Origin of the sequence: Paenibacillus sp. FSL W7-1088 (assembly GCF_037969855.1) — a bacterium.
Classification (GTDB): Bacteria; Bacillota; Bacilli; order Paenibacillales; family Paenibacillaceae; genus Paenibacillus.
Map to the genome: position 1 here is coordinate 5,807,296 of NZ_CP150216.1, position 25,909 is coordinate 5,833,204.

Genomic DNA, 25,909 nt, shown 5'->3' on the forward strand with positions numbered 1-25,909 from the left:
TTAATATAAATTTATTTCTCGGCCAGCCAGCGTGACGCGTCTTTTCCGTAGTACGTAATAATCATATCTGCCCCCGCACGTTTCATACTCAGCAGAATTTCCATGGCCACTTTCTTCTCATCAATCCAGCCTTGAATTGCTGCTGCCTTCACCATGGCATACTCTCCACTTACGTTGTAAGCAACCAGTGGAAGATCAAAATTGTCCTTGATCGTACGCATGACATCCAGATAGGACAGGGAAGGTTTCACCATCAGCATGTCAGCTCCTTCGAGCACATCGGTTTCGGCTTCACGTAATGCTTCACGCGCGTTCGCCGGGTCCATCTGATATGACTTGCGATCTCCGAATTGCGGCGTGGAATCGGCAGCTTCGCGGAATGGACCATAGAATGCCGACGCATATTTTACGGAGTAGGACATAATCGGAATATGACTAAAACCATTCTCATCCAGTCCGGCACGGATCGCTTGGACAAATCCATCCATCATGTTGGATGGTGCAATAATGTCCGCTCCAGCTTTGGCCTGGGATACCGCTGTTTTCACGAGCAGCTCCAGTGATTCGTCATTAAGGACATCTCCGCAAATGTGACCGTCCACTTCAACCGTGTGCACCATGCCACAATGACCGTGATCGGTGAATTCGCACAAACAGGTGTCCGCAACAACCAGCAGCTCAGGATACCAGGACTTAATCAGCTTCGTTGCTTCCTGTACAATACCATCTTCTGCGAATCCAGACGAACCAACACTGTCTTTGGTTTCGGGAATACCGAATAAGAGCACAGCCGGAATACCCAGTTCGGCAATCTCCTTCACTTCTTCCTGCAGACGATCCAGCGAGAAGCGGAATACGCCTGGCATAGATTTGATCTCAGATTTTACATTTTCACCATAAGTAACATAGATGGGTTGGATAAAGTCATCCACAGTCAAATGGGTCTCTCTCACCATATTGCGAATACCTGTGGATTGACGTAAACGGCGATGCCGCACAATTGGAAAACTCATACGTGTGAAACCTCCTTGAATAGTGATATGGAGCAAAAAGCGAAGCGCGCCGGTATCGTAACGAATTCAGCACGCTTCATCTATCGATTGCGGTTCAATTTATATGGTTAGCAGGAAATACAGCTTCTGTAGCAGGCTTTCGTTTCCAATCAGACAACACAGAAATCAGACTCTCAATGGTTGCTTCTTCAGCCATCATGGTGACCTTCAAGCCTGCTGCTTCTGCCGTCTTCGCTGTAACAGGCCCGATACATGCGACCTCTACATTTTTCAATAAAGGCAAAGGGTCCTGCAATCCCATCCGTTTCAAAATACTCATGAAATTGGTGACGGTGGAAGAACTCGTGAAGGTCATCGCATGAATGCCGCCCTCTTCAAGCAGCTTCAGCAATTCATCGTCATCCTCGCCAGCCAGAATGGTGTCATAGATAATTGCCTCGGTGACCAGAAGTCCCCGCTCCCTCAACTGTTCAGGCAACCAGGAACGTGCAAGATCTCCATGCGGTAAAAGCACCCTCTGGCCTTGCTTCAATTCATTTTCAAATGCTTCAAGCATACCTTCAGCCTGAAATGGCCCCTGAATGACCTCCGCTACAATGCCATACTTACGCAAAGCTTCCCCAGTGGAAGGTCCTACCGCAGCAACTCTCGCTTGATGAATGGAGCGAATATCTTTACCTTGCTGCTGCAAATGACGGAAAAAGAATTCCACTCCGTTTACACTCGTAAAAAATACCCAGTCAAATGTATTTAACGCACCAAAGGCCTGTTTGACACTTTCCAGTGCCGACTCCCCTGATGGAATCACGGTCTCAATTACCGGAAATTCGTAAGGTTCGCCGCCAAGTTCCTCGATCCGGTTCACCAATTCACTAGCCTGACTGCGAGCTCGCGTCACCAAAATGCGTTTGCCAAACAACGGAAGTGCTTCTGCCCATTTCAACTGTTCGCGCTGGTTCACCACCTCACCAACAACAATGACAGCGGGTGGTTGAAAATTCGCAGCGATCACTTTTGCTTCGATATCTTCAAGCGTACCAGTGATTGTATCCTGCTCTGCTCTTGTGCCCCAGCGAATCAATGCCACCGGTGTCTGCGCCGGGCGTCCGTGACGAATCAACTGTTCGCTGATATATCCAATTTTGGAGACACCCATCATAAATACCAGTGTGCCTGTAGCATTCGTCACTTTATCCCAATGAATACTGCGGTCAAGCTTGTCCGGACTCTCATGCCCCGTAATGATGGAAATAGAGGAAGCATAGTCGCGGTGGGTCACAGGTATTCCAGCATAAGCAGGTACACTTATTGCTGAGGTTACACCAGGTACGATTTCAAAAGGAATGTTGTTTTTGCGCAGCAGATCAGCCTCTTCACCTACGCGTCCGAATATCGTCGGGTCTCCCCCTTTAAGCCGGACCACAACCTTGCCTTCCAGTGCGAGATCAACCAAAAGCTGGTTGATCTCTTCCTGCTTCATCGTATGTCGATCCGGCCGTTTGCCCACATAGATCTTAACCGCGCCGGGCTTCATTTGTTTAAGTAATCTCGGACTAGCCAACCGATCGTAAACGACAGCATCCGCTCTACCAATCGATTCCCAGCCTTTTACCGTAATCAGCTTGGCGTCCCCTGGACCTGCACCAACCAAAAAGACCTTCCCCACCATGTCTTCATCCCCTAACTTCTGCCAGTATCTGCTCTGCTCCCCGTTCAATCAATCTCCAAGCCACTTCTTCTCCAAGACGAACCGGATCTTTGCCCGTCAACGCTTCTTTAAGAATCAGTCCGCCGTCCGGCGTACCGACCATACCTGTTAATTGTAACGTGTTTTGTCCATTCGGGGAATCTGCTTCTTGCTGTGGCACCCATACGGCATGAGCTCCAATCGGAACCTGACAGCCCCCATTCAATACACTAAGGAAGCGACGTTCAGCCAACACAGGAAATGCGGTTTCCGGATCATTATACAATTGCAACAGATGAAGCAGCTCCGCATCATCTTCACGGCATTCAATGCCGAGCGCACCCTGCCCTACTGCGGGAAGACAAGCTTCTTCTGACAGATATTCCGTAATCCGATCCTGCCAGCCCATTCGATACAAACCAGCAGCAGCCAAAATAATGGCGTCCAAACCTTCTGTCTCCAGCTTGCGCAGACGGGAATCAATATTGCCACGAAGCGATTCGAGTTTCAAATCCGGACGGTATGATTTCAATTGACTGGACCGACGCAGACTGCTCGTCCCCACTCTTGCACCTTCCGGCAATTGATCCAATGTGAGTCCACCATTCGAAATCAGTGCGTCACGAGGGTCTGCACGGCGCGGAACAGCTCCGTTCGTCAACCCTTCAGGCAACTCGGAAGGCATATCCTTCATGCTATGAACAGCCATATCAATCGTGCGATCTATCATCGCCTGTTCAATCTCTTTGACAAACAGTCCTTTGCCTCCGACTTTGGACAGAGTTACATCCAGAATCAAATCTCCTTTTGTAACGATTTTATGTACTTCAAAATCAAAAGCTAATCCTTCCCGCTCACAAATATCACGTAAATCTTGAATTACATGGCCTGTCTGGGTCAAAGCAAGTGCGCTTTGTCTGCTTCCCACTTTAATTGTCCGCATGTCTACACGTCCTCCTGATTATGGGATATCCAGTCCCCAATTTGTTCTTCGGTCCACCACTGAAACTGACCTGTACGGATCTTTTCCAGCACATTCATTTCGGTTAAACGACGGAGTAATTTAGCTCTGACACCTGAAGAAGATACACGTGCCTTTACTTCCATCCTCATCTGATACAAAAATTCAATATATGTCTCGTACTCATCTCCGAATTGCTGTTCCAAGGTATCACGAATTTCTGCTGCGGCTACAGGCCCTGCTCCAGCGGTCGATATTGCAATGCTTAGCCTTCCGCGCCTGACCACACTTGGTGTAATAAAAGTGCTTCGCTCAGAAGATATGGCGTCGTTAACCAGTATACCCGCATCTTCAGCTTCTTGGACAACCGCTGTGTTCACTTCACTATGGTCCGTTGCTGCATATACGAGAAAGGCCCCCCGCAAATCTCCATTGCGGTAGGACCGGGCCAGCCATTGAATTCGGGAATCATGATGCAATTGTTGTAACGTTGGCGTAACTTCCGGACTAATAACCTTGATCTGCGCTTCCGCATGAAGCAAACCTTTTATTTTACGTTCAGCGACACGTCCGCCTCCAACCACGCAGCAGGATTTTCCTGATATATCCACAAATATTGGCGTGTACCGTTCCATCCCCTTCACTCTCCCGTCCAACGATGAAACGCTGAATACGCATTGGATAAAAAACTGATAATGACAAAGGCATATCCGATCAACGTCCATCTCGCCATAATCACTGTGGAGAACTGTTTCCTTCTCTTGAATACGAAGTACCCCACATAGATTGCTATGGCAAGTCCCGTTGCAATAACCTTGAGATCCAAGAGCAGGCTCCAGCGCGTTTCGGCTACAATGGATAATACAGCAAGCATGATAGAAACACCAAGAAGAGGTGTGCCAATCAGTGTAGCACCATCCATATATTTGCTGATCACTTCGAGACTCGGTAGACGACGTACGGTATCATTCCATTTCTTGTTCTTCAGCTTGCGGTGCAAAAACAGATATAACATGGCAAATACAGCACCTACTGTGAGAGCCGCGAAACCTAGATTGGCCAAGGTGATATGCATAATAAGCAATCCGTGCACAGTCTGCCAGTTATGCAGAGATATCTCACCTGCTGTAAACCACAACCGGTTCAACACCGTAACGGAGAAACCAACCACATTCAGCAATAAAATGACAAATTCGGAACGCTGAATCCGAGTCATCACCAGAGACATCAGCACAATACTAAATGAAAAGATAAACAAAAAATCAAACGTGGTGTAGATTGGAAAATGCCCTTCAGTTAACATACGCAAAATGACATGGAACACCTGAAGCGCCCACACAACAACAAGAAACCCTGTGCCTGTCCGCTTCGCCCCCGCATTGCGTCGAATGCAGTCCGAGAAATAGAACAGTAGGCTCAGGGCATACATATAAATTAAAGCTTCATAGATTTGTTCAGCTAGGGTCAAGCTGCCCACCCGCCTTATACGCCTGCCGGAGCATAAGCCGGCACGGGGTCTTGCCGGGAATCGTTAAGATGAACGGCATCCGGTTTGCGCAGAGCCGTGGCATCACTCTGATTTACTTTCTCAGCGGCCACCTCTACAGCATCCTCCAAAGCAAAGATCTGAGTAAACATGCGCAGTGCTTCATCGCCGTGCTTGGTACCAGCCATTTCCTTAATCCGGTTAATCGGATCTGTCGTCATTTGATTCACGATGCTTTTCGTCAGACGACGGATAACTTTACGCTGATGTTCATCCAGTTCAGGCAATTTATTAAACAGACTATCCATCGTTTCTTCATGAATGGAAGCGCCTTTCTCCTGCAATGCCCGAATGACAGGGCGAACGCCCAACGTTTTGAGCCATTGATAATAGTCTTCCATCTCAAGCTCAATCATTTTCTCGATCTTGGCAGCTTCCACCTTACGCATCTCCAGATTGCTCTCCACGATTCCTTCCAAATCATCAATATCATAAAGGAATACATTGGATAACTCGCCGATCGCCGGATCAATATCCCGTGGAACAGCAATATCAATCAGGAACAGCGGACGCGATTGACGACGCTTCATGCTCTCTCGAACAACAGTGGCATCCAGTACATATCTTTCGGCCCCCGTCGAACTGATGACAATATCAACCTCGTTCAGTCGCTCTAGCGCCTGTTCCATTGTACATGGTGTCCCTCGAAACTTCGCTGCCAATTCCTCAGCTCGTGCAAGTGTTCGATTCGCCACAATAACTTCAGAGGCTCCGTTGCTATACAGATGTTTTACTGTAAGTTCACTCATTTTGCCGGCACCCAGAATCAGCACCTTCTTATCGGTGAACATACCAAATATACGCTTGCCTAGTTCTACAGCAGCATAACTTACAGATACCGCACTCTCACCGATTGAAGTCTCTGAATGTGCGCGTTTGCCTAATGTAACAGCCTGTTTGAACAGCATGTTAAACCAGGTGCCCGTAGCTTTTTCTTCCTGTGCTTTGAAAAAAGCCTGTTTCACCTGTCCAAGAATCTGAGTCTCGCCAATAACCATCGAGTCCAGCCCGCAAATCACACGGAACAAATGGCGCATGGCTTGATCATCTTCATATATATATAAGTGTTGCGTAAATTCTTCTCGCGGAACATTAAACCATTGTTCCATGAACGTCCGAATAAAATAACCACACATGTGAAGACGGTCTACCACAACATACAACTCGGTACGGTTACATGTGGCTACGATTACACCTTCCAATACACTCTTGGTCAGCTTGAGCTGCTGCAGCGCTTCAGACAAGTCCTTTTCTGCAAATGTGAATCGTTCCCTAACCTCTACAGGCGCCGTGCGATAATTCAAACCAACGACAACGATGTGCATTGCAAGTTCACCTGCCTAATAAATTTCCAATCAAAGTGTTTTCTACATATGTTCATCCATTTATGATTGACATGGTTAATTATATCACACATCCATAGTATGACTGGGCCATTTTTATGAAATGTTTATGAAATCCCCATGTAGATCATCTTATGCATTGTCATTTATTGTAGTGTCTCACCAATCTTCACCGTTATGCGTTAAATACTTGTTTTAATGATAAAGATTTAGGAAAATCCCATATAAAACAAATAGCCATGGAAGGCTCCATGACTATTCAGGTTTGGGATCATCTTCGTTCCACCCCGATATGTGAACATTATTCATGCTGTCGTTATTAAATCATATATACCAGTTCATTTGTATTCATTTCCGGTGTCTCCACTTGCAATTCGCCCAATCCACGTACCAGTTTCTTTGCGTACGTTTTTTCCGGTTTTAATACGGATACCAGGTAATCAATGGCCATTTGCGGGTCTACCGTCTCCCCACAAGTGTAGCAATCAATGGCTGCAAACCCTCTCTCAGGATACGTATGAATCGAGAGATGACTCTCAGACAGCAGTACAAGCACTGTTGCTCCTTGTGGTTCAAACTGCTTGGATTGTACGGACATTACTGTCGCGCCACATGCCTCCGCTGCTTCAACCAATTGAGCTTGCAAATACTCCGCACTGTTTAGTAGATCAAAGTCTACACCCCAAGCATCCACAGCAACGTGTCTTCCGAAAGTTGAATATTCCATCCTTCGGCGCCCCCTTCCTAGGAATAAAATGTTTAAACAAATTTCATCCGCTAGGACCTACGTCATTCACTTCCCGAGGGAAAAATCTCTCGCAACATATAATGTCCTGAGTGAATCCTGGTTCCTATATTCTTTTCATTTCAACGAGATTAAAAATAACATCTAATCAAAGGGAATGCAACCCCTTTTAGGAAGATGAAAAAATAAAAGATTAAGTCCCAATCCGCTTTCAAAATCAAGAAATCCCCTTTCGCTTCTGCCTGGAATGTGCCAGATCAGAGCATTAGGGGATGGTCAGTTAAATACTTGTATAATTCACTCTTTTAGGTCAATAGGCTTCAAGCTCAAACAGCCGTTTCTGGTGGCGCGCAAGCTTTTCATCAATCTGCTGGAGTTGTTCAGAAGTAGAAGCATCCATTCTTGTATCGAGTAACGAATCAACCTCGGCGTATACCCGGTTTATCTCGCGCTCAATATCCCGAGCCTGGAACACACGCTGCAATTCAAGCAACGTATTTTTGTATTCGTAGATGACACGGATATTCTCACCCGTCTGCTCCACAATTTTACGGACAACGCCCTGAGTATAAACATACGTCATGGTGAACTCTTCATAAATCCGATGAACAACGCCATCACCCTTAAAGGTCATAAAGAGCTTCCGGACTACGTTCGTCAGATGATGGTTTACCAGGCGGCAAGATAACTCACAGATGTAAAACCCTTCCCTACGGTCAAAAGGGAAATGAACTTCTTCTCCACTCACATCTACGAGCACAATTTCCTGGCAGCCATTCTCCATCACCTTCACACGTTGATGAATCCGGCCATCCTCTGTCATGCGCAAAAACTGATGCATCTGGGGTTCTGACAATTTCAAAGTGGCTTTAACATACTCTGTGGCTAATCGCTGAGCCATAAAAATCTCCTCAATTCTTTCCCGATTGTTTTGTCTTCCTGCACAGCGGCAGTGATCTCAAAATTCTTCAGGTCGGTAAGGCCGCTACTTTGGTACCGTTGGTACAATGCACCTATACTCATTATACACTACCGTATAGCTATTTCGCTCCAAAATAAAACAATGAATTTCCACGAAAATCCATAAAAAATGGATTAATCCTTGATCGCATTAAAGATCCACCCCAGTTGCTCGCTTTCCTGCATCAAAATGGCGTAATCCCCGGTTATCCTTTAATTTCGTAGTCTTCGTGATTTTCCTCAGCCTGTGGCTCTTCTTCCGCTGAAGTTTGACCGATTCCGGCAAAGCGGGTAATGATCTCCCATAATTCTTCTTTACCTAAACCTTCTTCCGATGAAAACGGTACAAACAGATCACCAGGACGAAGATCCAAAGCTTCCTTGATGACTTTAATATGTTTGGCTCTACGCGTTTTTGGAATCTTGTCCATCTTCGTCGCAACCACTACCAGAGGCAATCCATGATGGCGGAGCCACTCATTCATCATCTTGTCATCCTTGGATGGCTCATGTCTCATATCCACCATCTGCATGACCAGTTTCAATTCCTCGCGTCCCAGCAAGTATTTCTCCATCATTTTGCCCCAGGCAAAGCGTTGCTCTTTGGAAACTTTAGCGTAGCCATATCCCGGGAAATCGACGAAGTAGAGATCCTGATTGATCTTATAATAGTTCAGTTGCTGTGTCTTACCAGGGGTAGAACTCGTCCGTGCTAAGTTTTTGCGATTAATCAAACGGTTGATCAAAGATGATTTCCCTACATTGGATCGTCCCGCCAAGGCAATCTCGGGCAGGCCGTCCTCGGGGTATTGTTCAGGCCGAACGGCACTGATAATAAATTCGGATTGATTTACTTTCATAATGTATCTGTCCTCTCTTTAACTCCTGTGCTCTTACTTAGAGCTGCTGTTGGTATTATGCCATGGATTGTTCTATCATACCAAAAAAACCGTTCCAGCGGACGCCAAAGCTTCCGCAGAACGGTTTACTCTTCATACGATCCCTCGTTTAACGGGCTACAGGTGTATTCCTGCCTGTTCCACAAGCGCATGTTGCAGCACCTGATCCATATGGGCTACAGGAACAAATTCCACATCTTCCTTGATGCTGTCCGGAATATCCCGCAGGTCCCGTTCGTTATCCTTGGGCAATAATATTTTTTTGTAACCGGCGCGGTGAGCCGCCAGTGATTTTTCCTTAAGTCCGCCGATTGGCAACACACGACCACGCAGCGTTATTTCGCCAGTCATGGCAATGTCTTTGGAGACATGTTTGTTCGTTAGAGCAGAGATCAAGGCCGTCGCCATTGTAATTCCGGCGGATGGTCCATCCTTTGGAATGGCTCCTTCCGGAACGTGGATATGGATGTCGTTCTTCTCGTGGAAGTCGGACGGAATGCCAAGCTGTGCAGCTTTGGAGCGGGTGTAGCTGAATGCCGCCTGAGCCGATTCCTTCATGACATCGCCCAGTTTACCTGTCAGCGTCAGCTTGCCTGTTCCAGGTACAACGGTAACCTCGATCACGAGGGTATCTCCACCCACTTCAGTCCACGCCAGTCCCGTCACCGTACCAATCTGATCTTCCAGTTCGGCCATACCGTAGCGGAATTTACCCGGACCAAGATAATCCTTCACTTCATCCGGTGTAATATTAATCTGACCTTCCGCACCAGAGACGATGTTTTTGGCCGCTTTCCGGCATAACGATGCCATCTGCTGTTCCAAATTCCGCACGCCAGACTCTCGTGTATATTCACGAATGACACGCAGCAAGCTGTCATCCCCGATATTCAGCTGATCTTCTTCCAGGCCATGGTCCTGTTTCTGTTTCGGCAGCAAATAGTTTTTGGCGATTTGCAGCTTCTCCAGCTCGGTATACCCCGGAATATTGAGCATCTCCATCCGGTCCAGAAGTGGACGTGGAATGTTATGCACTGTGTTGGCGGTTGTAATAAACATAACGTTAGATAAGTCAAACGGCAACTCCACAAAGTGGTCACTAAACGTATTGTTCTGTTCGGGATCAAGTACTTCAAGCAACGCTGCGGAAGGGTCTCCACGGAAGTCCGAAGCCATTTTATCAATCTCGTCCAACAGGAACACCGGATTGAGTGACCCCGCCGTCTTCATGCCCTGAATGATGCGGCCTGGCATTGCACCAACATAAGTACGGCGATGACCGCGAATTTCTGCTTCATCTCTCACGCCACCCAGCGATATTCTGACGAATTCGCGTCCAAGCGATCTGGCGATAGAGCGGGCAAGCGACGTTTTCCCGACCCCTGGAGGTCCAACCAGACAGAGGATCGGTCCTTTAAGCTTTTTCACCAGCTTCTGGACAGCCAGATATTCAAGCACACGTTCTTTCGGTTTTTCCAAACCGTAGTGATCTGCATTTAGCACATCTTCAGCCTTCTGAATATCCAGATCATCGGCTGTCATCTGCGTCCAAGGCAGTCCCAGCAGCCAATCTACATAGTTGCGGATAACGCCGCCTTCGGCAGAACTTGATGGCATTTTCTCCAGTCGATCAATTTCTTTCTCGACCTTTTCCTTTACCTTGTCCGGCAAGCCAAGAGCCTCCATCTGATTTCGAAGTTCCTCAACCTCGCCGGCACGGCCTTCTTTCTCACCCAGTTCTTTCTGAATCGCCTTCATCTGCTCGCGCAGATAATATTCTTTCTGGGTTTTCTCCATCTGTTTCTTCACTCGCTGGCTGATTTTGCGTTCAAGCTCCAGTACTTCCCGCTCGTTGTTCAGGATGTCCAGCAGCTTCTCCAGCCGTTCACGAACGTCGATGGTTTCCAAAATCTCCTGTTTGTCCTTGATCTTCAAGGAAAGGTGACTGGTGATTACATCAGCCAAGCGACCCGGTTCTTCAATATCGGACACAGCCGCAAGTGTCTCAGGTGTAACCTTTTTGGACAGATTAATATAATTTTCGAACTGGTTCAGAACTGTACGCATCAGCGCATCTGTTTCCGGATGACTGTTCTCCTCTTCAGGAAGCTCTTGAGCCAGAACCTCATAATATTCCTCGTTGTCCGTATATTCAATGATTTCAGCCCGTTCCAAGCCTTCCACAAGTACACGAATCGTCCCGTTTGGAAGCTTCAGCATCTGTCTGACCTTGGCAACGGTTCCGATTCTGAAAATGTCCTCTTGTGTTGGTTCTTCAATATTTACCTCGGCTTGGGAACATAGGAGAATCAAATGTTCTTCTACCATCGCTTTTTCTAAAGCCTTGACCGATTTCTCCCGGCCCACATCGAGATGCAGTACCATACTCGGGTAGACGAGAAGTCCTCTTAAAGGCAGTAAAGGAAAACGACGACCTTTCGCTTTGCTCGGTCCCATCGCTTTCGCACCTCCAATGGCTCTCAGGTTGTAGTCATTCATTATTCTATCAAATGTTCACATAAAAAACCAATGAAGGGAAGCGCTTAGCAGCTTCCCGAATCTGTAACCTGTCCTGGACGAGGCAAGTCAGCACGTAAATAGGATGCGGATGCCGGCGGGAAAATCTCCGGTGCAGGTGTCCCTGTCTCCTCCGCAAGGTTAATTGGTTTGGCTTGCTCCTCATTAGGCACCCAGTCAAATACTTCTCGGAATACATCTTCAACAGTATCGACCGGGATAACACGTAAGCCATCCAGATTTTCAAAGATGGACTGCCAGTTCTCCGCCGGAATAATGACTGTCTTAGCACCGGCCTGGAATGCAGCCTCCACTTTGGCAAGTACACCACCGATCGGTTTTACCCGGCCATGAATACTGATCTCGCCAGTCATCGCTGTCTCATGATCAATCGGACGCCCCTGAATAGCTGATGTAATGGCTGTCGCCATAGCAATCCCGGCAGACGGGCCATCAATTGGCGTTCCACCTGGGAAGTTGACGTGTAAATCATAGTCGTTAGGACGAATACCCATAGCCTTTAATACGGTTAACACATTTTCAACCGATCCTTTAGCCATGCTTTTTCGCCGGAGTGTGCGTGAACCGCCTCCAATCTCTTCCTCATCCACAACTCCCGTGATGTTAATCCGCCCCTGATCTCGAAGAGCCGGAACAGCGGATACTTCAATCTCCAGAATGGTGCCCATGTTCGGTCCATATACGGCCAAGCCATTCACAAAACCGATCTGTGGCCGCAAAGGCACCTTGCGATCTGGCCGGGGCTGAATCTGGCTGCTGCCAGCGACCCATTCCACATCCGATGCCTGCAGCGTTTCACGTTTTTCAGTCAAAGCCAGCCCAGCAGCGAGCTGAATAATATTGACCGCTTCACGGCCATTGGTTGCATAGCGCTTAACCACATCAACTGCTTCTGGACATGGACTGAATCCGATTTTTTGAATGGCATCTTCCGCAATTTGCCCAATCTCTTCGGGCAGCAATGGACGGAAATAGACCTCCATACACCGCGAGCGCAAAGCTGGAGGCAGTTCATGGGGCGAACGAGTTGTCGCTCCGACTAGACGAAAATCGGCTGGCAGACCATTTTGAAAAATATCGTGGATATAAGCAGGAGTATGCGTGTCTTCCGAGTTATAGTACGCACTTTCCAAAAAGACCTTGCGGTCCTCCAATACTTTCAGCAGTTTATTCATCTGAATAGAATGCAGTTCACCGATCTCATCAATAAAAAGCATCCCCCCATGCGCTTTTGTAACCGCACCGGGTTTTGGCTGTGGAATGCCTGCTACGCCCATCGCTCCTGCTCCTTGATAGATCGGATCATGCACTGAACCAATCAAAGGGTCAGCAATACCCCGTTCATCAAAACGCGCCGTCGTGGCATCGAGTTCCGTGAATTTGGCATCGGCCTTGAAAGGAGAGGACGGATTCTTTTTGGCTTCTTCCAATACCACCCTTGCCGCAGCTGTTTTCCCGACCCCTGGTGGGCCATATATAATGACATGCTGTGGATTAGCACTGCATAGCGCGGCTTTAAGGGCGCGGAGTCCGTCTTTTTGCCCTACAATATCATTAATGGTTGCCGGACGTGTCTTCTCTGCCAGAGGCTTGGTGAGTGAAATGGAGCGCAGCTTGCGCAGCTTCTCCAGTTCCTTGCGGGATTCACGCTCCACCGCGCTGCGATTTGTTTTCTGGCCACGAAGCAAATTCCAGAAATACAAACCGATCACCACACCAAAAAATAACTGAATCATCATTATGACCATACCAAATTCCATGTCTCAACATCCTCCTGTTCTATCCCTATTCTCATATGAGATCATGCTAATACTTGGTAGTATAGCCTTTTCACCGAGACGTAAACGGGTAATCAGGAAATTGTATGTTTGAGAAAAAAAACAGCCCGTCATTGCTGACGGACTGTTGCAAAACGTTATATAAATCAATCAGTGCGAGCGGCCAGGAATAACTCCTGTCGTTTCATAGGACTCCACGATTTTGTCGATCTCTTTTTTCAATTCCTCAACCATGATCTCTTCCGGCACTTTACGGATCATTTTACCATGACGGAACAACAAGCCTTCTCCGCGTGCACCGGCAATACCGATATCCGCTTCCTTGGCTTCACCCGGGCCGTTAACGGCACAACCCAGCACGGATACTTTGATCGGCACCTTGAGCTTGGAGATATACTCTTCCACTTCATTTGCAATAGAGAACAGATCAATATCCAAACGTCCACAGGTAGGGCATGAAATCAGCGTAGCTGCATTGGAAATCAGACCAAAGGTTTTGAGCAAGTCACGCGCAACCTTGATCTCTTCAACCGGGTCCGCACTAAGCGATATCCGCATCGTTGAGCCAATACCCATGGATAACAAAGCACCCATACCGGCCGAGCTTTTGATTGTACCAGAGAACAACGTCCCCGCCTCAGTAATGCCCAGATGCAAAGGATATTTGATGATTTGAGCCGCTTTGGTATACGCTTCAATCGCCATCGGTACATCCGAAGCTTTGAGGGATACAATGATATCATGGAAGTCAAGCTCTTCCAGAATACCAATGTGATACAATGCACTTTCTACCATAGCATCAGCCGTTGGATACCCATATTTCTCAAGCAAATGGTTTTCAAGCGAACCCGCATTTACCCCGATGCGAATCGGAATACCTTTCTCTTTACAAGCCTTGACCACTTCTTCCACTTTGGATCGTTTACCGATATTGCCGGGATTAATCCGTACTTTATCGATGCCGTTCTCAATCGCAAGGAGCGCCAGTTTATAATTAAAATGGATATCCGCTACGAGCGGAATATGAATCCGTTTCTTGATTTCCTTGATGGCTGCGGCAGCTTCCTCATTGTTCACCGTTACACGCACTACTTGGCAGCCTGCTTCTTCCAAACGCAAAATCTCTGCCACGGTTGCCTCAACGTCTGCCGTTTTCGTTGTACACATGCTCTGGATGATGACCTCGTTGCTGCCACCAATCGTTAAGTTTCCCACTTTTACGGGTCGTGTATCTTGTCTTAAAAACATGAGTGATTTCTCTCCCCACAACGTCAAAGCTCCACCCTGACAGAGACATGAATTCGCCTTCTGCCAGGAGTGGAGAACTGACAAGTCTATATTTCAGTGTTGAAACGGAATATTACCCTTTAGTTAGGCACTTTCTTCCTGCTTGTCGTCCTTGGATTGGCTCAGTTCAGGCACGACTCTCTTCTCAACGACCTCTTCGGTAATGACACAGTTCGTAACATCATCACGGGAAGGTACTTCATACATAATCTCAAGCATAATGCCCTCGATAATTGCACGCAGTCCACGTGCACCCGTGTTACGTTTAATGGCTTCCTTCGCAATCGCAAGCAATGCTCCTGGTTCGAACACCAGATTTACATTATCCAGCTCAAGCAGTTTTTGGTATTGTTTCGTAAGCGCATTTTTTGGCTCGGAAAGAATCCGTACCAATGTGTCTTCGTCCAGCGGCTCCAAAGTGGAGATAACTGGCAAACGGCCTACAAATTCCGGAATCAGACCGAATTTCAGCAAGTCTTCCGGCAATACCATACCCAGATATTCACCTGGTTTAAGATCTTTTTGTTCCGCAACGGTGTTAAAGCCAATGACTTTTTTACCGATCCGGCGTTTGATCATTTGCTCCAGACCATCGAAGGCACCGCCGCAAATGAAGAGTATGTTCGTAGTATCGATCTGGATGAATTCCTGATGTGGATGCTTACGACCACCTTGTGGTGGTACAGAAGCAACAGTTCCTTCCAGAATTTTCAGGAGCGCCTGTTGAACACCTTCACCCGATACATCACGTGTAATGGATGGGTTCTCGGATTTACGCGCTACTTTATCAATTTCATCGATATAAATAATGCCGCGCTCTGCTTTTTCCACATCATAATCAGCAGCTTGAATCAGCTTGAGCAGAATGTTCTCTACATCTTCGCCGACATAACCTGCTTCCGTCAATGAAGTTGCATCAGCAATAGCAAAAGGAACATTAAGGATTTTGGCCATCGTTTGCGCAAGCAACGTTTTACCAGAACCCGTAGGCCCTAACAGCAAAATGTTACTTTTTTGCAATTCAACGTCCTCAATCTTGCTTTGCGTGTTGATCCGTTTATAGTGATTGTAAACCGCTACAGACAAAGACTTCTTAGCCTGATCCTGTCCAATAACGTACTGGTCAAGAATATCGCGGATTTCTTTCGGTTTTGGAATATCTTTGAGGTCCAGTTCTTCGTCATGACCGAGCTCTTCCTCTACGATTTCAGTGCACAGTTCGATACATTCATCACAAATGTAAACGCCCGGTCCAGCGACCAGCTTGCGCACCTGTTCCTGAGATTTACCGCAAAAAGAGCATTTCAATTGCCCTTTCTCATCGTTAAATTTAAACATGAAACCACCCCTTTAGGAATTGATCGGTCTGCTGAGCACCTGGTCAATAATGCCGTACGTTTTGGCTTCTTCAGCACTCATGAAAAAGTCACGGTCTGTGTCCCGCTCGATTTTCTCAAGGGGTTGACCTGTACGATCGACGTATATTTGATTCAGTTTCTGACGTGTTTTAATAATCCATTCTGCGTGAATTTTGATATCCGCAGCCTGTCCTTGAACGCCGCCAAGCGGCTGATGAATCATCACTTCGCTGTTTGTCAGCGCATATCGTTTGCCAGGAGCACCTGCTGTCAGCAATAACGAGCCCATGCTTGCTGCCATACCTACGCAAATGGTCGATACATCCGGCTTGATATATTGCATCGTATCGTATATACCCATCCCTGCGGTGACAGAACCACCAGGTGAATTAATGTACAAGCTGATATCCTTCTCAGGATCGTCGGCTGCCAAAAACAAAAGCTGAGCTATGACAAGATTGGCTACATCGTCATCAATCGCACTGGTTAGAAAAATAATGCGATCCTTCAGCAAACGCGAATATATATCGTAAGAACGCTCGCCTCGATTGGTTTGTTCTACAACCATTGGCACCAGACTCATGAGACCAACCTCTTTTCTACATGTAATTAGACATAGGCTACCTGTAAAGCAAACCCAAATTCATTCTAACACGTTCCTGTGACAATGTCATTTTTCACAAGTGGTGTCAAGACGGGGTGAGTTTACTTTTTAGCCTGATCATATTTAACCATGTTTTCTATGTATGTGCAAATCGGAGCAATCCTATGCCGTTTCACCTTTTTTTTATTTGCAGGAGAACCATAGCACGTTGGATATGCATAACCAATTCCGCAACAAATCCCATCCATATTATTACTGAATCCTCTATAAAATGGATGCCATAATTTAAAAATAAGGCACGCAATGATTCACGTGCCTTATCGTTTATTCAGCTGTTCATTACATAACAGCTTGTCTTATTTTTCGTCAGCTTCTGCAGCAACTTCTTCAGCTGGAGCTTCAACAGCTTCAACGACTTTGCTGTTCTCAACGAGAACATCGATCGTTTTACGCAGTTTCACTTCATCACGAAGGCTGTCCAGGGAACCATTACCCTCGAGAATGCCACGAATCTCTTCAGCAGGACGCTTGTAAGACTCAGCCATTTTTTCGAGTTCTTGGTTAACTTCTTCGTCAGACACTTCAATGTTCTCCGCTTTACCAACTGCTTCAAGAACCAAGTTGTTACGAACACGTTTGGAAGCATCTTCCTGCATTTGTCCTCTCAGGTCAGCTTGTGTTTGACCAGAGAAGCTCAGGAACATTTCCAGGTTCATACCTTGGTTGCGCAGACGGTTGTCGAAATCACGCATCATGTTTTGTACTTCGCTCTCAACCATTGCAGAAGGAATGTCCACTTCAGCATTTTCAGCCACTTTTTCTACAACAGCATTTTCTTGAGCTGCTTTGGCTTCGTCTGCTTTACGGGATTCCAATTGTTTTTTCAGATCAGCTTTGTACTCTTCAAGCGTATCGAATTCACTAACATCTTTAGCAAATTCATCATCCAGCTCAGGAAGCTGTTTACGTTTGATTTCATGTACTTTCACTTTGAAAACCGCTTGTTTGCCAGCCAGTTCAGCTGCATGGTAGCTCTCTGGGAAAGTCACTTCAACGTCTTTGAAGTCGCCTGTGGACAGACCCACAACCTGCTCTTCAAATCCTGGGATGAACGTGTTGGAACCAAGTTCCAGGGAATAACGTTCAGCTTGTCCGCCTTCGAACGGTACACCATCAACGGAACCGTCAAAGTCGATTACAGCAACGTCGCCGTTTTGTGCAGCACCTTCGTCGATAACAACGAGTTCTGCGTGACGTTGTTGAAGACGCTCGAGCTCTTCAGTCACTTCAACATCAGTTACTTCATGTTTGGCTACAGCAACTTCAACGCCTTTGTAGTCACCCAGTGTAACTTCAGGTTTAACGGTTACTTTCGCTTTGAACTTGAAAACTTGTCCTTTAGCGAATTGTTCGATATCTACATCAGGACGATCAACCGGGAAGATGTCCGTTTGGTCGATTGCTTCTGTGTAAGCTTCAGGAAGCAAAATGTCGATTGCTTCTTGATACAAGCTTTCCACACCAAAACGAGCTTCGAAAATTGGACGTGGAACTTTACCTTTACGGAATCCAGGTACGTTTGCTTGTTTAACTACTTTATTAAAAGCTTTGTCGAGTGCTGCAGTTACACGATCTGCACCCACTTCAACCTCAAGAACCCCAAGGTTCTTCTCTATCTTTTCCCAAGTTGCTTTCATTGTATACTTTCCCCTCCAAAATTCACATGTTCACGTAGGCAATCACGTACAAAATAACCATTTTAGTATAAACAAGATTAGATTCTTTTTCAAGGGGAATCCCTTGATACGGTTTGAGGAAAACGTTTCCGGCTCCTATTGACCGTCCAAACCGGCAGAAACAAACTGCTTCATCGATCGATATGCTTGCTCCAGACGAAAGCGCATCGCCCCTGTCACAGCATACATTGAGCGAGTATCTTCCTCGTCATGCGAACCGCCCAGACTGTCTGCTACGGTCATATGTAGAGCGGCTGCCCAGATATCTGTCATGGAATCATTTTCTTCCAGCATGGACATGTAATCACGGGTTCCGTACACGGCCATGACATATTGAATCCACAGTTCTTGTGCAAAATAAAAGAGCGTAGGTTCATGAACCTCCGTCTGATCTGCCACTCTTTCAAGAATCTGAACGATCTGAATCGGGAAATCCTCAGGTCTAAGCGGAACGGTATCAATTTCCACTTCAACCGGCTCTTCCCCTCGAGTAAACGCAATATTGCCTTGGACACCTCGGCGACGTAATGTTTGAAGCACACGGAACTGAAGCAATGGATGCAGTGTCTTGTCTTTGAGCCAACCGGTAAGCGAATCATCAATTTCTGGTCGTTCGAGATACGCAAGCTGCTCCAGCGCCAGCATCGTTTGTTCAGATAAAGGTTCCTCCATCACGGTACGAAGCAGTTTATCCGCATAGCCGTCATCCTGCTCGAGCTTGGACCGGGCATGTTGGCGTGCCATGTCCTCTTCACTAATGTCCTCTTCCTCACGCTCTTCACGAATCTCGGGCAAATCTTCCCCATAATGAGGGAAAGCAGCTTCAAGCCATTCGAGCAAGGCTCGCCATTCGTCGTAATGTCTTTCTTCCTGCCCTTGGCATTGCAGCAAAAAGCGAAGCAGGTCCATCGCTTCACCATATCGTTCATTTTCTAGCATAACCGTCAATTGAATCTGGTAATAGTCCAGCGTCTTAGGAAACAGCACGATATTGTTACTGTGCTCGGTTTCCGGGGTCGTGGATTCCTTAATAGGAGCACCTCCTCTGTATCCTGAATCTCCAGTCGCAATCAACCATAAATAGATGTATATTAAACGAAAGTCGATCTATTTTTTGAGTTCTTCTGATATTCTAACATAACCTTAATTATAATGAAAAAAACGTTACCGCCGCCAAATATCATATACGAAAAATAGTTTAAAATAAAATGTTTGATATTCATCATTATTTATGATAAAATCAATTTTGCTTGAAAAATTTCATGTCTCAGTAGCTCAGCTGGATAGAGCAACGCCCTTCTAAGGCGTCGGTCGGGGGTTCGAATCCCTCCTGGGACGTATTAAAAAAAGCTTCCTTCGGGAAGCTTTTTTTGCGTTCTGGGGATGAGAACCCCAATGGTTCGTCGGAGCATAAGCTTCGGGAGCACTACTTCGCAGTCTCGACGGCAAGGAGAGTATCCCTCCTGGGACGTATTAAAAAAAGCTTCCTTCGGGAAGCTTTTTTGTGTTCTAGGGATGAGAACCCCAATGGTTCGTCGGAGCATAAGCTTCGGAGGAAGCACTACTTCGCAGTCTCGACGGCAAGGAGAGTATCCCTCCTGGGACGTATTAAAAAAAGCTTCCTTCGGGAAGCTTTTTTTGCGTTCTGGGGATGAGAACCCCATTGGTTCGTCGGAGCATAAGCTTCGGGAGCACTACCTCGCAGTCTCGACGGCAAGGAGAGTATCCCTCCTGGGACGTAAGAAAAAAAGCTTCCTTCGGGAAGCTTTTTTTTGCGTTCTAGGGATGGTTGAATACGTTAATCGCCTGATGTTGACACGGGATGTTATGCTTGTTTATGTATAGGTATGTATCAATGCATACATATTAGACAAATAAACTATAGGAGATTTACCATGCCATCATCTTTACATCAAAACTCACCTGACCGCTCTGCAATCGATAATTCATCGTCAGCATCCATGAAACTTGGGCTTTTGCTGGCAGGCATTATCGTTATCGCAGCAACAATGCGTTCACCTATTACGGCAACAGGTCCAATTGTGGAACTGATCCGTACAGATACAGGAATAAGTCATACAATGGCAGGCTTGCTTACTTCTCTTCCTTTGCTTGCCTTCGCGGCAATTTCTCCGTTCGCTCCACAATTGGCGCGAAGATTCGGACTAGAAACCGCTCTGTTAACCGCCATAATTCTCGTGACCATAGGTGTATCCCTAAGGTTTATGCCCTCTGTTCCCGTTCTCTTTGCAGGAACAGCGATTCTTGGATGTGGCATTGCCCTAAGCAATGTATTGCTGCCAAGTCTAATTAAACGGGATTTCCCATTGCGAGTGGGACTTGTTACCGGTCTCTATTCCGTATCCATGAATATATGGGGCGCCATCGCTTCAGGAATCAGTGTTCCTGCTGCAGGTTTAACTTCCATGGGATGGCACGCTTCACTGGGCATGTGGGCTATACTGTCCATTCTAGCCCTGATTCTCTGGCTGCCTCACGTCCGTTCTGGACGTCGCGGCGAAGTTTATGTGGCTTCGAGAACAGAAGCGAAGCCGGTTCGTCTTATTTCCTCTTCCTTAGCCTGGCATGTTACGTTGTTCATGGGACTGCAATCTTTAATTTTTTACACGACAATTACCTGGCTGCCCGAGGTTCTATCTGATCAGGGTTTCAGTTCCTCTTCAGCGGGCTGGATGTTATCCCTGATGCAAATGGTTAGCGTTCCGGTAACGTTCATCGTTCCCATTCTCGCTGGACGAATGAAGGACCAACGTAAGCTGACAGCAATTACTGGCTCATGTCTGATTCTGGGATATGCATTCCTTTTAAGCGGCATTCCCTCTCTCGTAACCGTCGGTGTTGCTTTGGCCGGCGTTGGAGCCGGGGCTTCGTTCGGGCTTGTAACCATGTTTTTTGTACTGCGTACGTCCGATGCAAGACAGGCTGCTGGTCTCTCAGGTATGGCTCAATCCTTAGGATACATGCTGGCGGCGGTCGGACCTTTGCTGTTCGGCGTGCTTCATGATTGGACACAAGGATGGACCCTTCCCCTGCTGGTACAGGTTATCCTTGCGGTTGTTTTGCTGATCGCAGGTATCAAGGCCAGCAAGAATCGAGTGATCGGTTAGTTTCAATAAAAGGATAACTTCTGATCATATACGAGACTTTTAACTTACGCTCTCCTTATGGTGGTGACAGGCTAACAAAACCTGTCCTCCTCCTAAGGGGAGCGTTTTATTTATGACGCACTTTCATACGAACTATGTTCAATTACAAATTAACAGGACCACGAGCAGTCATCCATCACAAGACAGAAAAACAAAATAAAACGGCCTCCATCCCGTGAGTTCAGGATGAAGACCGCATATACGAAAAACAATTCCTTCAATAAATTAGTGCCGAAGAACTTACTTCACTTTTACCGTGATCTTGTCCGTGCTGGTGACACCAGCTGCGTTGAACAACTCAGCCCGGTACGTATACGTACCCGAAGCGCGCCCAGTCAGCGAAGTAACAGCACTTTGCGCATTAGGCGTAACCGCCTTGAGTGCTTGGGTGTCGATCAACTTATCATTTTCGTAGAGCCGGTATTCCGTGGCATTGGTTCCCCACCACAAGTTCATAGTAACCTTATAATTGCCGTCGCCATCCCAGTTATCTTGAGAGAGAACTGCTTTGCCTGGCGATGCGTTGGTAACCTTGACTGTCAGTGTCTGACTCCGCGTGGTCCCTTTGTCGTTCGTTAGCTCGGCTACGTACGTATAGGTGCCGTTGGCTTTGCCTGTGATCTTCGTTTGGGCAAACTGTGCCAGAGGCGCATTGTAGGTCAACTTCTGCGTATCGATCAAAACCCCGTCCTCATAAAGTTTGTAGCTGGTGGCGTTCTCGCCCCACCACAGGTTCATGGTAACGATATATGAGCCTTCGCTCAGGCCATTACCAACCCAATTATTATGAGACAACACAGGTGTTCCAGGCGCTTTGACAGCTGGAGTTTCCGGCTCAGTCTCCTTGGATTTCAAACTCAGGGCCGTAGTGGCTTTACCAGAAAGCCCTTGTTGGTCTTTTACCGTAAGTTCAACAGCATATTCACCTGCTTGGATGCCTTCTAAAGGAAGTGTGAAGCTACCATCAGGTTTTACTTCAAATACACCCTCCTTGTAAATCGAACCATCCTCTTTTTTCAGGACGTACGTTGCTTTCAAGGCAGCCGCTGGATCAAACTCAATGTTCCAGTTCTCTTTAAGTGAAGGAGCAACACGGAAGTACAAATCATCCACGCTGCCATCAATAACAACAGATTCATCTTGCTTGAATTCCAACTTATCCGGTGCTGTTACAACCGGCGCTGCTTTTTTCACCAAGAATGGAGAAGTATCTTCGATATACGTTTTGCCATCCACACCGATTGTAGTGATGTCAACCGTATAAAGACCATCTGGAATTGTCGTTACCTCGTCGGTAGTGTAGTCAGCATACTGTCCATCCCAAGCCAGAGTATATCTTGTGTTGGCAGCGAAATTGTAGTAGTTCCCAAAAATAGATCCAATATATCCATCACCATAATAGCCCCCCTCAGGGTTAAGGCCATCAAAGATCTCAATAAGGGCAAAATTCATCGGATTGTAGAATTCCATAGCTACATTAAGTGTATCCAGGGTACCATCCGACTTCAATGGATAATGGAACGGGTTCTTCTCTGTACCTTTGACAGTCTCAATGTATTTAACGCCTGCAAGGGTAAGGTTGAAATGTGCGACATACGGAACCGTAAATGTGTCCGTTCCATTAGACAACTGAAGGTATCCTTGCGCTTCTGTTACCGCAGTAACACCTTTTGGAACTGTAATGGTAACCTGCAACTCTTCCTCACCATTCAGTGTAAAAGAGCTCTTGTCCACCGCAACGGATACACCAGGTACCGTACGTGTTGGATTCACGCTTACAGTGTAGTTTCCACCACTGCCATTCTGCGACTCCACTTTGATTGTTTTGCTGACTGTTTTTTCGTCCGTGCTCAGGAAGTTGCCGAAATTGACACTACCTGTAACATTAGGCTTCTCAACAGCCACACCATTCTCTGTGTACTTCGTTACGTCCAATACTTTAACAAATGCAGCAGGATCAATCGTTTTTACTGCTTGAATACGTCCTGCACCTTGATCAAACACATCATATTTTGTTGTGTCGAGCACTTTACTATTGTTCATGAGTGCAACTTTAATATCAAATGGTGTCCAGTCACTGTGCTTCTCAATCAACAGGGCAACCAGTCCGGCAACATGAGGTGTAGCCATACTTGTACCTGATTTACGATCATAAGCCTGTGAATAATCTGCTCCAGGCTCGTCCTTGCCATAGGCAGGAACTGTAGACAGAATGCTGGTCCCCGGTGCAACTACATCCGGTTTGATATCCAGAGTCACCTTGGCTGGTCCGCGGGAGCTGGATGCATTCATTTCATCGCCAGCCGTTTGACCTTTAATGAAGTCACTGAAGCTTACTTCAACACGTTGACCGGCATCCAGTTCAGCCTTGATACTTTCTCCATCTTCCTTCGACATGCTCAAGGTTGGAATAAGTTCAAAATTATCTCCCAAACTTACGCCGATCGGGCCTGGAATATTGTTATATACGATAATAGCAACTGCACCAGCAGCTTTGGCATTAGCTACTTTCTCCACAAATGCCAACTCACCGCGCTGCACAAAAGCCACTTTTCCTGTAAAATCCTTGCCTTCAAAGTCGGTCGGTTTACCCAACCCTGCAAATAAAAGATCATATTGATCCGTCAAAACCGATTCGGGATCAGCTGAAAGACTCCAGCCCATTACATCAAGTCGGTACACCGACTCAGTAACAGCCAATGGATTTTGCTCCGTTTCAGTTGGAGCAATCGCAGGCTCTTCTTTCACAGGTGCAACCTCTGGAGAGGTTTCGACTGGTGCCGAAGGCGATGCTGGCTGAACACTCTCTTCTGACTGGCTGGCTTCCACATCTAAATCTGTAGCATCGTCAGATGCTGATTCAGACAATGCAGCTTCGTTTGTTGATGAAGCTTCTTCGCTTGTCGCGTCTTCCGATGTGGTTGATGGTTCGCCTTGAGTCGGAACTTCAGACGTATCCGTACCCGGTGCTGTACCCAGTTCAGGAGACGGCTCAACCTCAGGGACAGGTTGTTCTTCAGGTAGCGTACCTTCACCTTCCTCACCAATCCAGAAATGAGTGTTGGCTGTTATACTCTGGCTAGGCCCTGTGGAGTTACCTACAGTGATGGCCATAGCAGATGCTCCTGGAGAACCTAATGTATAACGATTTGGACCATCATTTCCGCTTGCCACAACTGCAGTCACGCCAGACAGCATGGCATTATTAAGTGCAACTGAAGTGATATAACTTGGATCATTGGCAGCGTTACCCAACGAGAGATTGATCACGTCCATACCATCGGCAACGGAACGGTCAATTCCACCAAGCACCCATGAAGTTTGACCACTTCCGTAGGGCCCAAGCACACGATAGGCATAGATGTCAGCTTCGGGTGCAACGCCGACAATGCCGTAGTCCCCTGCTTCACGAGCAGCAATGGTACCGGCTACATGAGTACCGTGGGATGTGTAATAGGCGCTTCCATTGGCATTAAATTCAGGTGCGCCAGATACTTTCCATTCTTCACGTGTTGTCTCATAAGGATCATTGTCATTTGCAACGAAATCCCAACCACCTTTGTAGGCGTCTTGCAAATTAGGATGTTCATAATCGATTCCTGTATCAATAACACCAACTTTGACGCCTTTTCCTTTGTAACCCAGATTCCATACTTCAGGGGCGCCAATAAATGGTGCAGTATCTTTCATATAAGGGTTCACTTCATCTGTTTCCGGGGCTACGGTAATTTCAAGGTCAGGGTATACACTGACTACGCCCGGAATGCGAAGCAACTGTCCCAATTGGTTGCCCTTAAGTTCGATGGCTACACCATTCAGGGCATATGTGTAATTTTCCAATACTTCGTGTTTGATTTTATTCTGAGTGAGGCTATGTACAAATGACTGTTGTTGTTGCTCGACTTGAGTCACAGCCTTTGTTTCCATAGAGGAGGTAAAAGATTTTCCAGAGAGGGTAGATTCGCCTTGAGCAACTGCAACTGGTTTATTGGAGAGCTCAACAATTACTCTTGTTTTCTCTCCCCCAAGACCTTCCAGGCTCTTGTCCAAAAATGGATCTGCTGCAAGCTTTCCTTCCCGCTGGGCAAGAATCTCTCTCCATTGTGTGGCTTCGCCCTTGCTTAACGAGTTCTCAAGCTGAACACCTACAGGAGCGGCTCCGGCCGCTGGCATGATGATAGAAAAAGTCATAAGGATACTTAACAATATGGATATCAATCGTTTATTCAAGGCTATGCCCCTCCTTCTCAATATGAAAGTACCTCACCAATCGCTTGGGTCCTGCTA

The 25,909-nt window shown here is 46.7% G+C and carries 18 protein-coding genes and 1 tRNA gene; 2 read left to right on the plus strand and 17 right to left on the minus strand.

Annotated elements, in window-relative coordinates; all coding sequences use genetic code 11:
• Nucleotides 1-11: 11 nt before the first annotated feature.
• The 16 genes from hemB to MKY42_RS26290 all read right to left on the minus strand — a co-directional run bounded on the left by hemB (nucleotide 12) and on the right by MKY42_RS26290 (nucleotide 19,394).
• Nucleotides 12-1,013, minus strand: coding sequence for a porphobilinogen synthase (hemB, locus tag MKY42_RS26215; RefSeq protein ID WP_090904383.1), 1,002 nt, complete (start codon nucleotides 1,011-1,013; stop codon nucleotides 12-14).
• Nucleotides 1,014-1,107: 94 nt separating this feature from the next.
• Nucleotides 1,108-2,682, minus strand: a complete 1,575-nt coding sequence (gene cobA / locus MKY42_RS26220; protein WP_339845883.1) for a uroporphyrinogen-III C-methyltransferase — start codon at nucleotides 2,680-2,682, stop codon at nucleotides 1,108-1,110.
• Between the two features lie 4 nt (nucleotides 2,683-2,686).
• Entirely contained in the window at nucleotides 2,687-3,643 is a 957-nt protein-coding gene (hemC, locus tag MKY42_RS26225; RefSeq protein WP_339845885.1) for a hydroxymethylbilane synthase, read from the minus strand.
• Nucleotides 3,644-3,645: 2 nt separating this feature from the next.
• Entirely contained in the window at nucleotides 3,646-4,296 is a 651-nt protein-coding gene (locus tag MKY42_RS26230) for a bifunctional precorrin-2 dehydrogenase/sirohydrochlorin ferrochelatase (RefSeq protein ID WP_090904386.1), read from the minus strand.
• A gap of 5 nt (nucleotides 4,297-4,301) precedes the next feature.
• Complete coding sequence (gene ccsA / locus MKY42_RS26235) at nucleotides 4,302-5,090, minus strand: cytochrome c biogenesis protein CcsA (RefSeq protein ID WP_090904569.1); 789 nt, start codon at nucleotides 5,088-5,090, stop codon at nucleotides 4,302-4,304.
• Nucleotides 5,091-5,143: 53 nt separating this feature from the next.
• Entirely contained in the window at nucleotides 5,144-6,532 is a 1,389-nt protein-coding gene (gene hemA, locus MKY42_RS26240) for a glutamyl-tRNA reductase (protein ID WP_090904387.1), read from the minus strand.
• A 337-nt stretch (nucleotides 6,533-6,869) separates the two neighbouring features.
• Nucleotides 6,870-7,277, minus strand: coding sequence for an adenosylmethionine decarboxylase (speD, locus tag MKY42_RS26245; RefSeq protein WP_090904388.1), 408 nt, complete (start codon nucleotides 7,275-7,277; stop codon nucleotides 6,870-6,872).
• 328 nt (nucleotides 7,278-7,605) lie between these two features.
• Entirely contained in the window at nucleotides 7,606-8,196 is a 591-nt protein-coding gene (locus tag MKY42_RS26250; protein ID WP_090904389.1) for a non-ribosomal peptide synthetase module, read from the minus strand.
• A gap of 265 nt (nucleotides 8,197-8,461) precedes the next feature.
• The gene (yihA, locus tag MKY42_RS26255; RefSeq protein WP_339845891.1) at nucleotides 8,462-9,115 is read right to left on the minus strand and encodes a ribosome biogenesis GTP-binding protein YihA/YsxC; all 654 of its coding nucleotides are present in this window, start codon (nucleotides 9,113-9,115) and stop codon (nucleotides 8,462-8,464) included.
• 156 nt (nucleotides 9,116-9,271) lie between these two features.
• Entirely contained in the window at nucleotides 9,272-11,611 is a 2,340-nt protein-coding gene (lon, locus tag MKY42_RS26260) for an endopeptidase La (protein WP_090904391.1), read from the minus strand.
• Nucleotides 11,612-11,697: 86 nt separating this feature from the next.
• A complete protein-coding gene (lonB, locus tag MKY42_RS26265; RefSeq protein WP_110001392.1) occupies nucleotides 11,698-13,452 on the minus strand; it encodes an ATP-dependent protease LonB in 1,755 nt (584 codons plus the stop codon).
• Nucleotides 13,453-13,620: 168 nt separating this feature from the next.
• Nucleotides 13,621-14,718 carry a flavodoxin-dependent (E)-4-hydroxy-3-methylbut-2-enyl-diphosphate synthase gene (gene ispG / locus MKY42_RS26270; RefSeq protein ID WP_090904393.1) on the minus strand — a complete coding sequence of 366 codons (1,098 nt, stop codon included), beginning with the start codon at nucleotides 14,716-14,718 and terminating at the stop codon, nucleotides 13,621-13,623.
• A 123-nt stretch (nucleotides 14,719-14,841) separates the two neighbouring features.
• Complete coding sequence (gene clpX / locus MKY42_RS26275; RefSeq protein ID WP_063566713.1) at nucleotides 14,842-16,095, minus strand: ATP-dependent protease ATP-binding subunit ClpX; 1,254 nt, start codon at nucleotides 16,093-16,095, stop codon at nucleotides 14,842-14,844.
• 12 nt (nucleotides 16,096-16,107) lie between these two features.
• Entirely contained in the window at nucleotides 16,108-16,698 is a 591-nt protein-coding gene (clpP, locus tag MKY42_RS26280) for an ATP-dependent Clp endopeptidase proteolytic subunit ClpP (protein WP_024633993.1), read from the minus strand.
• A gap of 377 nt (nucleotides 16,699-17,075) precedes the next feature.
• The gene (tig, locus tag MKY42_RS26285; protein WP_090904394.1) at nucleotides 17,076-18,416 is read right to left on the minus strand and encodes a trigger factor; all 1,341 of its coding nucleotides are present in this window, start codon (nucleotides 18,414-18,416) and stop codon (nucleotides 17,076-17,078) included.
• Between the two features lie 135 nt (nucleotides 18,417-18,551).
• Complete coding sequence (locus MKY42_RS26290) at nucleotides 18,552-19,394, minus strand: hypothetical protein (protein WP_090904570.1); 843 nt, start codon at nucleotides 19,392-19,394, stop codon at nucleotides 18,552-18,554.
• Nucleotides 19,395-19,719: 325 nt separating this feature from the next.
• Here MKY42_RS26290 and MKY42_RS26295 point away from each other — a divergent pair.
• Nucleotides 19,720-19,793 (plus strand) — tRNA-Arg (locus MKY42_RS26295).
• A 557-nt stretch (nucleotides 19,794-20,350) separates the two neighbouring features.
• Nucleotides 20,351-21,583, plus strand: coding sequence for an MFS transporter (locus MKY42_RS26300; RefSeq protein WP_090904396.1), 1,233 nt, complete (start codon nucleotides 20,351-20,353; stop codon nucleotides 21,581-21,583).
• A gap of 279 nt (nucleotides 21,584-21,862) precedes the next feature.
• On the opposite strand, the gene MKY42_RS26305 is transcribed toward MKY42_RS26300, so the two are convergent.
• Nucleotides 21,863-25,852 carry a S8 family serine peptidase gene (locus MKY42_RS26305; RefSeq protein ID WP_339845904.1) on the minus strand — a complete coding sequence of 1,330 codons (3,990 nt, stop codon included), beginning with the start codon at nucleotides 25,850-25,852 and terminating at the stop codon, nucleotides 21,863-21,865.
• Between the last annotated feature and the right edge of the window lie 57 nt (nucleotides 25,853-25,909).